At 64.6% G+C, this 12,782-nt stretch carries 10 protein-coding genes; 4 read left to right on the top strand and 6 right to left on the bottom strand.

The window, feature by feature from the left end:
- The first annotated feature begins 38 nt into the window (after nucleotides 1-38).
- From gcl to allB, 3 genes are read left to right on the top strand one after another with little or no spacing between them, the layout of a single operon-like run.
- Nucleotides 39-1,817, top strand: a complete 1,779-nt coding sequence (gene gcl, locus ASH00_RS03660; RefSeq protein ID WP_056545129.1) for a glyoxylate carboligase — start codon at nucleotides 39-41, stop codon at nucleotides 1,815-1,817.
- A 20-nt stretch (nucleotides 1,818-1,837) separates the two neighbouring features.
- Nucleotides 1,838-2,983, top strand: coding sequence for a glycerate kinase (locus ASH00_RS03655; protein WP_056545127.1), 1,146 nt, complete (start codon nucleotides 1,838-1,840; stop codon nucleotides 2,981-2,983).
- The gene (gene allB, locus ASH00_RS03650; RefSeq protein WP_056545125.1) at nucleotides 2,980-4,323 is read left to right on the top strand and encodes an allantoinase AllB; all 1,344 of its coding nucleotides are present in this window, start codon (nucleotides 2,980-2,982) and stop codon (nucleotides 4,321-4,323) included. The genes ASH00_RS03655 and allB overlap by 4 nt, the downstream gene beginning before the upstream one ends.
- A 199-nt stretch (nucleotides 4,324-4,522) precedes the next feature.
- On the opposite strand, the gene bcp is transcribed toward allB, so the two are convergent.
- Complete coding sequence (gene bcp / locus ASH00_RS03645; RefSeq protein ID WP_056545124.1) at nucleotides 4,523-4,993, bottom strand: thioredoxin-dependent thiol peroxidase; 471 nt, start codon at nucleotides 4,991-4,993, stop codon at nucleotides 4,523-4,525.
- A gap of 157 nt (nucleotides 4,994-5,150) precedes the next feature.
- Between bcp and ASH00_RS03640 the strand changes: the two genes are divergently transcribed.
- Nucleotides 5,151-5,996 (top strand): HpcH/HpaI aldolase/citrate lyase family protein, encoded by an 846-nt coding sequence (locus tag ASH00_RS03640; RefSeq protein WP_056545123.1) that lies wholly within the window; start codon nucleotides 5,151-5,153, stop codon nucleotides 5,994-5,996.
- 92 nt (nucleotides 5,997-6,088) lie between these two features.
- Here the strand turns inward: ASH00_RS03640 and ASH00_RS03635 are convergent, their stop codons facing one another.
- The 5 genes from ASH00_RS03635 to ASH00_RS03615 all read right to left on the bottom strand — a co-directional run bounded on the left by ASH00_RS03635 (nucleotide 6,089) and on the right by ASH00_RS03615 (nucleotide 12,688).
- The gene (locus ASH00_RS03635; protein WP_056545121.1) at nucleotides 6,089-7,171 is read right to left on the bottom strand and encodes a fatty acid desaturase family protein; all 1,083 of its coding nucleotides are present in this window, start codon (nucleotides 7,169-7,171) and stop codon (nucleotides 6,089-6,091) included.
- A gap of 232 nt (nucleotides 7,172-7,403) precedes the next feature.
- Entirely contained in the window at nucleotides 7,404-8,735 is a 1,332-nt protein-coding gene (locus ASH00_RS03630; RefSeq protein ID WP_056545119.1) for an ABC transporter substrate-binding protein, read from the bottom strand.
- Between the two features lie 67 nt (nucleotides 8,736-8,802).
- The gene (locus tag ASH00_RS03625; protein WP_056546600.1) at nucleotides 8,803-9,636 is read right to left on the bottom strand and encodes a carbohydrate ABC transporter permease; all 834 of its coding nucleotides are present in this window, start codon (nucleotides 9,634-9,636) and stop codon (nucleotides 8,803-8,805) included.
- 65 nt (nucleotides 9,637-9,701) lie between these two features.
- On the bottom strand, nucleotides 9,702-10,646 hold the full coding sequence (locus tag ASH00_RS03620) for a carbohydrate ABC transporter permease (RefSeq protein ID WP_082565867.1): 945 nt from the start codon (nucleotides 10,644-10,646) through the stop codon (nucleotides 9,702-9,704).
- On the bottom strand, nucleotides 10,646-12,688 hold the full coding sequence (locus ASH00_RS03615) for a beta-galactosidase (protein ID WP_056545117.1): 2,043 nt from the start codon (nucleotides 12,686-12,688) through the stop codon (nucleotides 10,646-10,648). Before ASH00_RS03615 ends, ASH00_RS03620 begins: the two co-directional genes overlap by 1 nt.
- Nucleotides 12,689-12,782: the final 94 nt, after the last annotated feature.

Below are 12,782 nucleotides of genomic sequence, written 5' to 3'. Positions count from 1 at the left end.
CCTTAGCTGCGCAAAACTTCCCGAAGTAGGAGCACACCATGCCTAAAATGCGCGCTGTCGATGCAGCCGTTGCGATCCTGGAGAAGGAGGGCGCCACCACGGCGTTCGGCCTGCCCGGAGCAGCAATCAACCCCTTCTATTCCGCGATGCGCGCCCACGGCGGCATCCACCACGTCCTCGCCCGCCACGTTGAGGGCGCCTCGCACATGGCCGAGGGTTTCACCCGTGCCAAGCCGGGCAACATCGGCGTTTGCATCGGCACCTCCGGCCCCGCCGGGACGGACATGATCACCGGGCTCTACTCCGCCATGGCGGATTCCATCCCCATCCTCTGCATCACCGGCCAGGCGCCCGTGGCCAAGCTGCACAAGGAAGATTTCCAGGCCGTGGATATCGCATCCATCGCCGGACCGGTCACCAAGATGGCCGTGACCGTCATGGAAGCGGGCCAGGTTCCCGGCACGTTCCAGAAGGCGTTCCACGAAATGCGGACCGCCCGCCCGGGGCCCGTGCTGATCGACCTGCCGATCGACGTCCAGCAGACAATGATCGAGTTCGATCCCGAGACCTACGAGCCGCTCCAGGTCCACAAGCCGGCAGCCACGCGCAAGCAGCTGGAGAAGGCCCTGGACATGCTGACGGCGGCGGAGAAGCCCCTGATCGTGGCCGGCGGCGGCATCATCAACGCCAACGCCTCCGAGCAGCTGGTGGAGCTCGCCGAACTGCTGAACATCCCCGTCATCCCGACCCTCATGGGCTGGGGCACCATCCCGGACGACCACGAGCTGATGGCCGGCATGGTGGGCCTGCAGACCTCACACCGCTACGGCAATGCGACCATGCTGGAGTCGGACTTCGTGATCGGCATTGGCAACCGGTGGGCCAACCGCCACACCGGTGCCCTGGACGTCTACACCAAGGGCCGCACGTTCGTGCACATCGACATCGAGCCCACGCAGATCGGCCGCGTGTTCGCGCCGGATTTCGGCATCGTGTCCGACGCCGGTGCCGCCCTCAGCGGTCTGGTCGAAGTGGCCCGCGAACGCAAGGAGCAGCAGGGCCTTCCGGACTGGAACGCCTGGGTCAAAGACTGTGCGCAGCGGAAGTCCATGCTGCAGCGCAAGACCAACTTCACCAACGTTCCGGTCAAGCCGCAGCGCGTGTACCAGGAAATGAACAGCGCCTTTGGTCGGGACACCCGCTACGTTTCGACCATCGGGCTCTCTCAGATCGCCGGCGCTCAGTTCCTGCACGTTTACCAGGCACGGAACTGGATCAACTGCGGCCAGGCAGGCCCGCTGGGGTGGACCCTTCCCGCAGCGCTCGGCGTTGCACAGGCAAGTCCGGGGGAGACCGTCGTCGCGCTTTCCGGTGACTACGACTTCCAGTTCATGATCGAAGAGCTGGCCGTCGGTGCGCAGTTCCAGCTGCCGTACATCCACGTGGTTGTGAACAACTCCTACCTCGGCCTTATCCGCCAGGCGCAGCGCGGGTTCGAGATGGACTACCACGTGTCCCTCGCCTTCGAGAACGTGAATGCACCCGAGCTTGACGGCTACGGCGTGGACCACATCAAGGTCGCTGAGGGCCTGGGCTGCAAGGCGATCCGCGTCCGCGAGGCTGATGACCTGCAGGCTGCTTTCGAGAAGGCCCGCGCCCTCATGCAGGAGTACCGTGTGCCGGTGGTCGTGGAGGTCATCCTCGAACGCGTCACCAACATCTCGATGGGCGCCGCCGGAATCGACGCGGTCAACGAGTTCGAGGACCTCGCCGAATCTTCCGACGACGCCCCCACCGCCATCTCCCTGCTCGTCTAGAGGGCTGGTTCAATAGCGTCATGCGAATCGTCATTGCACCGGATAAGTTCAAGGGCTCGCTCACGGCTCCCGAGGTCGCAGAACGGCTGCATGCCGGGCTGCTGATCGCGGACCCGGGCCTGACCGTGGACACCGTCCCCGTGGCCGACGGCGGTGAGGGCACACTCGATGCCGCCCTCGCCGCCGGGTTCGACCGCCATACGGTCACGGTCTCCGGACCGACGGGCGAACCGATCGAAGCTCCGATTGCCATCCGCGATTCGACTGCGGTGATCGAGATGGCGCTCGCGTCCGGCCTTGCCGTTCTCCCCGGGGGAGTGCTGCGGGCCCGCGAAGCGACGAGTCTCGGCACCGGTGAGCTGATCCGCTACGCACTGGACTCCGGCTGCACCAATATTGTGCTCGGAGTCGGCGGCAGCGCGAACACAGACGGCGGCGCCGGGATGCTTACCGGCCTCGGCGCCGCTTTGCTTGACGACGCCGGCAGCGCCCTCCCCGGCGGGGGCGCGGCGCTCGCGGACCTCGCCTGGATCGATCTGTCAGACCTTGACCCGCGGCTTGCCACGACGGCGATCACCCTCGCGTCCGACGTCGACAATCCCCTGCTGGGCACCAATGGTGCTGCAGCCGTATTCGGCCCCCAGAAGGGAGCAACGCCCGACGACGTCGCTCACCTGGACGGGGCCCTGGCCCGCTTCGTTGAGGTGCTGGAGAAGGAACTGGGTCCGCGTGCCGCCGCACTGGCTGCGGCGCCCGGTGCCGGCGCCGCAGGTGGTGTCGGTTACGCAGCCCTTGCTGTACTGAACGCCGAGCGCAGACCGGGTATCGACGTCGTACTGGAGCTCACCGGACTGGCTGGAAAGCTGGACGGTGCGGATCTGGTGATCACCGGCGAGGGGAGCCTGGATGAGCAAAGCCTCGGCGGCAAGACCCCGCTGGGAGTGGCCATGGCGGCCGGGAATATCCCGGTGATTGCCGTGTGCGGGCGCACAACGTTGACTCATGAACAGGTCACAGCGGCAGGGTTCAAGAGCGTGTACGCGCTGACCGACCTGGAGCCCGACGTCGGCACATGCATCGCCAACGCCGGGGTATTGCTTGAGCAGGTAGGGCAAAATATTGCCGCCTCCATTGGCGTGGGGGCCGGAAACGGAGGAAAGCCATGAGCAGCGAAACATACGACCTCGTTATCCGCGGTGAGCGGATCCTGACCACGGCGGGGATCGCGCCGCGCGAAATCGGCGTTCGGGACGGCGTCATTGTGGCAATGGAGCCCCTGGGCAACGCCCTCGACGGCGCCACGGTGGTCGAACTCGCTCCCGATGAGACGCTGATCCCGGGTCTGGTTGACTCGCACGTGCACGTCAACGAACCCGGCCGCACCGAGTGGGAGGGCTTCGCGTCCGCCACGAAGGCTGCTGCTGCCGGGGGAGTGACCACCATCATCGACATGCCGCTGAACAGCATCCCGCCCACGGTCAACGTGGACGCGCTTGAGCAGAAACGTGCGGCGGCGGAAACTCAGTCCTTCGTTGACGTCGGCTTCTGGGGCGGTGCCATCCCCGGCAATACAGCGGATCTGCGTCCGCTTCATGACGAGGGCGTCTTCGGGTTCAAGTGCTTCCTGCTCCACTCCGGTGTGGACGAGTTCCCACATCTCGAGGCCGATGAGATGGAAACGGACATGGCGGAGTTGAAGACCTTCGACTCCCTGATGATCGTTCACGCCGAAGACTCGCGCTCCATTGACCGTGCACCGTCCGCGGAGGGGGACCAGTACTCGAAGTTCCTCGCCTCCCGCCCACGCGGTGCCGAGAACGTGGCTATCGCCGAGGTCATTGAACGTGCCCGCTGGACGGGTGCTCGTGCGCACATCCTGCACCTGTCGTCGTCGGACGCGCTGCCCATGATTGCAACGGCCAAGCGCGACGGCGTGCACCTCACCGTTGAGACGTGCCCGCACTACCTGACGCTATTGTCGGAGGAGATTCCGAACGGGGCCACGGCATTCAAGTGCTGCCCACCGATCCGTGAAGCGTCCAACCGCGAGCTGCTGTGGCAGGGGTTGGTGGACGGGACAATCGACTGCATTGTGTCTGACCACTCGCCGTCCACCCTGGACCTCAAGGATCTCGAGAACGGTGACTTCGGCGTGGCCTGGGGCGGTGTGTCCTCGCTGCAGCTGGGCCTCTCGCTGATCTGGTCGGAGGCTCGGAAGCGAGGCATTCCGCTTGAGCGGGTTGTGGAGTGGATGTCGGCCCGTCCGGCCAAGCTGGCCCGCCTGCAGCGCAAGGGTCAGCTCGCGCTGGGCTACGACGCGGACTTCTCCGTTTTCGCAGCGGATGACACCTTCGTGGTGGACGTGAACAAGCTCCATCACAAGAACCCCATCTCGCCCTACGCGGGCAAGGCGTTGTCCGGGATCGTCCGCACGACCTACCTCCGCGGTGAGGTGCTGGATCTTGAGAAGCCGACGGGTCGCCTGCTCCGCCGAGGAGCGGCCTGATCCGACACAGGACATGCATCGAGTGGGCGCGCAGAACCACCTCTCGTGCGAGCGCAGGTAGTTAGCGCCTCCTCGATGCGACAGACTCCGGAAGGGTGCTAGCACGTCCGTCCGGGAACGCAGAAGGCCCTCCCCCTTTCGCCGCGGGAGGGCCTTTTGCATTACTCCACTACCTCTTGCAGTGCTGGACTACACGGAGTCAGGCGACGTTCAGCTGCTCCCGCAGGCGTGCCACATGACCCTTCGCGTCAACGCCGTACTCCGCGTGCTGCACTGTGCCGTCCGGACCCACGACGACAGTGGACCGGATGATGCCGACGACGGTCTCACCCTTGAACTGTTTCTCGCCGTAGGCGCCCCAGGCTTTGGCGACTTCATGGTCCACGTCCGAGAGCAGGGGAAACGCGAGCCCATGGTTGCTGGTGAACGAAGCGAGCTCCTCCGGGCCATCCGGCGAGATGCCCACAACGCTGAAGCCCGCGCCCTGCAGCGACGCGAGGTTGTCCCGGAAATCGCAGGCCTCGGTGGTGCAGCCCGGCGTCTCCGCCTTGGGGTAGAAGTACACGACAACGCTGCGGTCGCGGAACTCGGCGAGGCTGACCGACTGCCCGTCAGCGTCAGGAAGGGTGAACGAGGGGGCCGGATCTCCGACCGCAAGCTGATTACTCATGCGCTACTCTTTCGTCTAGTGATATTTCATTACTGTATTGTGAGAAGCTTAGTTTCCACAGGTGGAGCGGTCAAAAGACTCTTTTGGTCGTAGTGTTCACCATTCCATCCGGCCGGACGGTGGATTACGACGACGCCGGTTGCGTAAGGTTCTAGGTATGGCCCCCCTTCGTAATAGCCGCGCTGCTGCGCTTCCCGCCAAGCTGTCCCGTTCCTGGCTGCTCGCCTCGGCAGCATCGGAACAAAACTTCGCGCCGGCGCTCGCCTCCGAGGCCGATTCTGTGGTCTTCGATATTGAGGATGCCGTGCCTGCGGAGTCCAAGCCGGAGGCGCGTGAACGGGTGGTCGAGGCTCTCTCCACCGGCATGACGGCCTGGGTCAGGGTCAACGGTATTGAAACCGATTACTGGGCCGAGGACCTTGCGGCGCTGTCCAAAGCGCCGGGCCTCCGGGGCGTCATGCTCGCGATGACGGAGAAGCCGGAGCAGGTCACGCACACGGCGATGCGGCTCCAGGCAGGCACTCCGGTGCTCGCGTTGGTTGAATCGGCGCTGGGCATCGAGAATGCTACGGCCATTGCCAGCGCTCCGGGCACGTTCCGTCTGGCATTCGGAGTGGGCGATTTCCGCCGCGACACCGGCGCCTCTGACGATCCGATGGCCCTCGCTTACGCCCGCGCCAAGCTGGTGGTCGCCTCCCGGGTGGGGCAGCTCCCCGGCCCAATCGACGGACCCACCGTTGGCGCCCTCGGCGACGACTTGCTGGAGGCGTGCAAGGTCACCGCATCGATGGGCATGACCGGAAAGCTCTGCCTGCGCCCCGACGCCGCGGACACCATCAACCACGGCCTCTCGCCCAGCGAGTCCGAGATCCAGTGGGCCCACGAACTCCTCGACGCCCACGCCTCCGGCGCCGTAGTGGGTGACGGCTCCTACCTGCCACGGCTTGCCCGCGCTCAGAAGATCTCTTCGCTGGCGGACTCCTACGGACTCTGGAACGCCTGACCTTCTCCAGCACAAAGAACAACAGCACAAACAACGACGGCGACCGCTCACCGAAGGGTGAGGGTCGCCGTCGTCGTCATAGCGGTGTGAAATCAGCGCCGGCGGTACCGGTTGACCATGGGGCAATCGAAGGGATCGCGGGCTGCGAGTCCCACCCGGTTGAGGTAGGAGACAACCGCACCGTAGGACGCCGCCACACCAACCTCGGTGTAGGGGACCTTGAGGCGTTCGCAGTGCTCGCGCACAATCACCGCTGCCTTGCGCAGGTGTGGGCGCGGCATGTCGGGGAAGAGGTGGTGCTCAATCTGGAAGTTCAGGCCGCCGAAGGCGTTGTTGATGAAGTTGCCGCCGCGGATGTTGCGTGAGGTGAGGACCTGCTTCTGGAAGAAGTCCAGCTTGCTGTCTTTCGGGATAACCGGCATGCCCTTGTGGTTCGGCGCGAATGAGGCGCCCATGTAGATGCCGAAGACCGCCATCTGCACGCCAAGGAATGCGAACGCCATGCCGACGGGCAGGAACCAGAACAGCACGCCGAGGTAAAGGCCGAAGCGCGTCGCGAGGAGCGCAAGCTCAACCCACCGGCCCTGGACTGCGCCCGGGCGGAACAGAGTGGCAATCGAGCGGGCGTGAAGGTTCAGGCCTTCGAAGGTGAGGAGCGGGAAGAACAGGTAACCCTGGCGGCGCGTGATCCAGGCCTGGATCCCCTTGGCTTTGGCGGCGTCTTCCTCCAGGAAGGAGATGGTATCCACCTCGATGTCTGGGTCCTTGCCCACAACGTTGGGGTCATTGTGGTGGCGGGAGTGCTTGTTCATCCACCACTGGTAGCTGATCCCGACGACGCCGGCAGCCAGGATGCGACCGGACCAATCGTTCGCGCCGCGGGAGGCAAAGATCTGGCGGTGAGACGCCTCATGCGCCAGGAACGCGATCTGCGTCATGACGACCCCCAGTGCACCAGCGATCAGCAGCTGGAACCAGGTGTCACCGAGCAGTGCGAAACCGGTCCAGGCCGCCCCAAGAGCCAGGCCGAGAAGCACCATGATCGAGATGTAGAAGCCGCGCTTGCGGGTCAGCAGGCCTTCCTTGCGCACCTGCTTGAGCAGCGTGGCGTAGGAGGCAACGACGTCGTTCGGTTTTGAAACGCGAACTTTGCGGGCGGGTGAAGTGATGGTCATGAAAATCCCTGAGGTCGAAAATCGACTTCCCAGCCGTGAAAGGGTCCCCATTTCCCCGAAGATCCTCCAATGCTACAGGCGCTGCCTGATGGTGCGCTGGAAATATGCAGTCTGCTGACTATTCAACGTCACGACCGCGGACGCGAAAACGCCGGCCTGCTGCCCGACCTACCGAAATCAACGGTGGCCTGGCAGCAAGCCGGCGAACGGCTGGCCCGAAAAGGGGAAGCGGTTACTCGATGACAGGGATGGACTGCGCCTTCAATGCGTCGATGGTCTGCTGTTCACCGCGCTGCAGCGCCTCCGTGAGGGTGGACTCGCCGCCGATGGCAGCGCCGAAGCCGTCAGAGACATCCGTGTAGGTCTGCGTCATGGTGGGGCCCCAGGTGAATTCGGGGTCGACGTTTTCAGAGGCCTCGGCGAAGACGTCATAGACGGCCTGTCCGCCGAAGAACTCGGACTCACCGGCGAAGGCTTCGAGGTCCGCACCGGCACTCGCAGCCGGGTACAGTCCGCCGAGCTCGTTCGCCAGCGCCAGCGCTTCAGGATCGGTGTTCAGCCACAGTGCAAACTGCGAGGCCTCGTACGGGTGATCCGAGCCCTTCAGGACTGCTGTGGACGAGCCGCCCCAGTTGCCTGCAGCACTCTGGCCGGCGTCCCACTGCGGCATGGGCGCAACAGCCCACTTACCCGCGGTATCCGGTGCACCGCTCTGCAGCGTCGAGGTACCCCAGACTGCGGAGACCCAGGTCCACTGGTCGCCCTCGTTGAAGGACGCGTTCCACTCGTCGGAGAAGGAGGGGAGGGTGGACACGAGGTCATCCTCGAGCAGCCCCTGCCAGTACTCGGCCACCTGCGTTGACTCTTCGCCGGTCAGGTTGACCTCCCAGCCGTCGTCCTCGCTGCTGAACCACTCGCCGCCCGCCTGCCAGACGAGGCCAGCGAACCAGTTCACATCCGAACGCGGGAAGTTGGTGATGTACGCGCCTTCCTCACGGATCTGCTCGGCGGCGGTTGCATACTCCTCCCAGGTGGTCGGAACCTCAATGCCGGCCTGCTCGAAGAGGTCCGCCCGATAGAAGAGGGCCATGGGTCCGCTGTCCTGCGGGATGGCGTAGACCGCGTCTTCCTCACCGAAGGTCACCTGGTTCCAGGTCCAGTCGATGAACTGGTCCCCGGCATTACCGACGCCCTCACAGGCGGCGATGTTTTCGAGCCCGTCCTGGACACGGAAGTTCGGTAGGGCGTCATACTCGATCTGGCCGAGGTCCGGCGCGTTGCCCGCCTGCAGCTGGTTGAAGAAGTTCTGGTACGTGCCGGAGTTGCCGTTGGGGCCGGTCTGAACCTCGACCTGGATGTCCGGGTTCTCCTCGTTCCACAGCTTCACCACCTCGTCCATGCCCGGAACCCACGTGGTGAAGGTCAGTTCCACGGGCTCGCTCGAGGGCTCGCACGCTGCTGCTTCGGGAGCGCCGGAGCTGTCGCCTCCACCGGCGCATCCCGCGAGGGCCAGAGCGGAGACCATGACGACGGCGGCGGTGGTCTTTCCGTGATGCATACGCATTCTGTTTTTCCTTTGTGTATGGACGGTGCCGGCGACGGGTGTCTCCGGCAGTTTCTTGCGGTCTTGTTTACTTGACGCTTCCGGCACCGAGTCCGCTGCTCCAGAAGCGCTGCAGACCGAGGAAGGCGATGATGAGAGGCAGGATGGAAACGAGCGCACCGATGATCACAAACGTGCGCAGCTCCGGGATCTGGCTGATCTGGCTGTTCCACGCGTATAGGCCCAGCGTCACCGGGAAGAGAGCCTGATCGCGGAGCATGATCAGCGGAAGGAAGAAGTTGTTCCAGATGGTGACGAACTGGAAGAGGAAGATCGTGACCAGCGCCGGCGCCATGAGGCGGCTGGAGACGGTGAAGAAGGTTCGCACCTCACCGGAGCCGTCCAGCCGGGCAGCCTCGAGGAGCTCGCCGGGAACCGATGCAGCGGCGTAGATCCGCGCAAGGTAGACGCCGAACGGGCTGACGAGGCTGGGCAGGAAGACCGCCCAGTAGGTGTTGGTCAGGTTCACTTCGCTGAAAATCAGGAATAGCGGCAGCGCCAACGCGGTGGCTGGGACCAGTACTCCGCTGAGGACCACGTTGAAGATGGCTTCGCGGCCCTTGAACTCATATTTGGACAACGCGTAACCGCACATCGCCGCAATGATGGTGCCAAGGAAAGCACCGACCCCCGCGTACAGGGCACTGTTCAGCAGCCACTTGACGAAGAGTCCGTTTTCATACGCGAACAGGCCGGTGATGTTGGTGAAGAACGTGGCAACGGAGTCGGGGGTGAACCACAGCGCGGACGTCCCGGTGATGTCTCCGCCCGATTTCGTCGAGGTGACCAATAGCCACCAGATCGGGGTCAGGAAGTACAGGGTGAAGACGCCCATGATGAGCATGGCTGCACTGCGGGACATGATGCTTTGGCGCGGGCCCCGGGAGCGCGGCTTCTCCGGAGCGGACTGGGGGACGGCTGCCGTGGTCATTGGGATACCTTCCGCTGGGTTGCCTTCAGGAAGACGAAGGAGAGGATGAAGGTGGCGATCGCGAGGACAACCGAGAATGCAGCGGCGAGGTTGTAGTTGGGGATCGACGCCGTGGTGTAGACCGCGAGGTTCGGTGTGTAGGTGCTGCTGATCGCCGAGCTGAAGCTGCGCAGGGTCTGGGGTTCGGCGAGGAGTTGGAGGGTGCCGATGATGGAGAACACCCCGGTGAGGATGATCGCGGGAGTCACCAGCGGGATCTTGATCCGCCAGGCGATCTGGGCGTTGGAAGCGCCGTCAAGCCGTGCCGCCTCGTAAATTTCCGTGGGGATGGCAAGCAGTGACGCGTAGATGATGAGCATGTTGTAGCCCACGTACACCCAGGTGACGATGTTCGCGATGGACCACAGGACCAGGGACCCGTCGAGGAAGTTGATTTCCGAGGTGACCGCGCTGAACGGTGAGAGCGAGGGGGAGTACAGAAACCCCCACATGATGGCGGCAATAACACCCGGTACCGCGTACGGAGCGAAGAATGCCAGCCGGAAGAACTTCTTTCCCTTGAGCAGCGGCGAATCGAGCAGCAGTGCAAACAGCAACGCCATGCCCAACATGATCGGCACCTGTACGACGCCGAAGAGCAGTACCCTGCCCACGGAGGCCCAGAACGCCTGGTCCTGGAAGACGAGAGCGTACTGGCTGAGACCGCCGAAGACCTGCTGCGGTGCCCCGAACGTTCCCTCCCGCTCGACCACCAGGAGCGACTGGATGATCGCGAAGATGATCGGTGCCGCGTAGAAGAGGATGAAGAGCACGGCGAACGGCGCCACGAACACGGCAACTGCTTTGCGCGTGCTGCGCCGTTTGTTCGAAACAAGCCGGGAATTTTTGTTGCCCGGCGGGTTGGTGCCCGGCGGGTTCTGGGCCTGGTCCAGGGTAGCCATCAGGAGGCCTCCTTGCCTGTTGATACGGTGCTGCCTGTTGAATGAGTGCGTACAACGCGGACGGTGCCCGCCGGAACAACGACGACGTCGGCAACTTCCGTGCCGAACACCAGTTCAGTTCCGGTGACCCGGTGCTTGTAGTCGTGCGTGGTGTGGTTGATGACGAAGAGATAGTGTGCGTCCCCGGATACCCGCTCGACAGTTTCGACGCCGCGCGTCCCCGAGGCAGGGATCCCGGCCGAACGGGCGGCGTCGCCGAGAACTTCCAGCAGGGTTTCCTTGCCGAGCGACGTGCCCAGGTACCAGGCGTCGCCGTTCCCGAAGGAATTGCGGGTGACCGCAGCTGTTCCTGCGAGGTGACCCTCGGTGATGGTGAGAACGGCTTCAGCGCCTGTGGTGCGGAGGGCTTCGCTCCACAGTGCCGCCGTCGTGCCGTTTGAGAGCTGTAGTTTCTGGCCGGCGGCCAGCGGGTGGAACTCTTCGACGCGGATGCCAAGCAGGTCGCGGAAGGCGCCGGGGTAACCGCCCGGGCGCACCCTCTCGTTTTCATCCACGATGCCGCTGAAGAAGGAGACGACGGCGGTGCCGCCGCTGCGGACGTAGTCGGTGATCCGGTCGGCGTCGTCGTCGGCGACGAGGTAGAGGGCAGGGACAAGCACCAGGTCATAACCGGTGAAGTCGCCGTCCGGCGGCAGGAAATCAGCGGTGATGCCGGCATCCCACAGCGCGCCGTAGAGTGCGTGCACCTGATCGAGGTAGCGGAGGTCGGCGGAAGGGTGGGAGTCGGAATCGCAGGCCCACCAGGCCTCCCAGCTGAAGATCACGGCTGCCCGCGCCGTGACAGTGCTGCCTGCGACTTCACGCAACCGGCCCAGCGTCTCGCCCAGCTCGGTGACCTCGCGCCAGATCTTCGAGTCCGTGCCCGCGTGGGGGAGCATGGCCGAGTGGAACTTTTCGCTGCCCTGCAGGGAGGCGCGCCACTGGAAGAAGCACAGGCCGTCCGCACCGCGGGCCAGGTGGGAAAGGGAGTTGCGCAGCAGCTCGCCGGGCGCCTTGGCGATATTCCGGGGCTGCCAGTTGACTGCGCTGGTGGCGTGTTCCATCAGGATCCAGGGCCGGTTCCGGGCCAGACCGCGGGTGAGGTCAGCGGCCAGGGCGATCTCCTGTACGGGGTCCTCGAGCCGGTGGTCCGGGTAGTGGTCATTGGCGATGAAGTCCATCTCCGGCGCCCACTGCCAGTAGTTCTGGGTGCGGATGTGCGCGGTGACCATGAAGTTGGTGGTGACGGGCAGCGTGCTGTGTGCGCGGAGGGTATCTGCTTCGGCCCGGTAGTACGCGAGGAGTTCGTCGGAGCTGAAGCGGCGGAAGTCCAGGACCTGAGTGGGGTTGGGTGTGGCGTGCGGGGTGCGCGGTGGGAGGATTTGTTCCCAGGCCGAGTACCGCTGGCTCCAGAACGCCGTACCCCACGCAGTGTTCAGGGCGTCCAGTGTGAGGTAACGGTCCTGCAGCCAGCGCCGGAAGGATGCGGCGGACGTGTCGCAGTAGCACAGCGCATTGTGGCAGCCGAGCTCATTCGATACGTGCCAGAGGCGCACTGCGGGATGCGCGCCGTACCTCCGGGCAACTGCTTCAACCAGCGTGAGTGCAGAGGACCGGAAGACGGGGGAGCTGGGGCACCAGGCCTGGCGCCCGCCGGGCCAGCGGGTGGCGCCGTCAACCGTCACGGGAAGGATCCCGGGGTGCGCCGTGGTGAGCCATGGCGGCGGGGAAGCGGTGCCTGTTCCCAGGTTGACGCCGATGCCGTTCTCATGGAGGAGGTCCAGAATGGCGTCCAGCCGGTCGAAATGGAAGGTTTCGGCGTCGGGCTGGAGTTCCGCCCAGCCGAAGATGTTGACTGCCACCAGGTTGACCCCGGCCTTGCGCATCAGCCGCATGTCTTCGGCCCACGTGGCCTCGTCCCACTGTTCCGGGTTGTAGTCGCAGCCGAACACCAGACCGCCGTCGGGGGCGAGTTGGGTGATCGGCGAGGTGTTGGGCGGCACGGAGTTCCTTGACTGTTCGCTGTTGCTTCTGTGAACGTTCCCAGAAAGTGCGAAGCGCGATGTTCTGCTCAATCTGGGAACGTTCACAGAGTAG

The organism is Arthrobacter sp. Soil782 (genome assembly GCF_001428435.1).
Lineage (GTDB): Bacteria > Actinomycetota > Actinomycetes > Actinomycetales > Micrococcaceae > Arthrobacter_D > Arthrobacter_D parietis.
The sequence above is the reverse complement of the archived record's forward strand: the minus strand, read 5'-3'. Positions and strand labels throughout refer to the sequence as shown.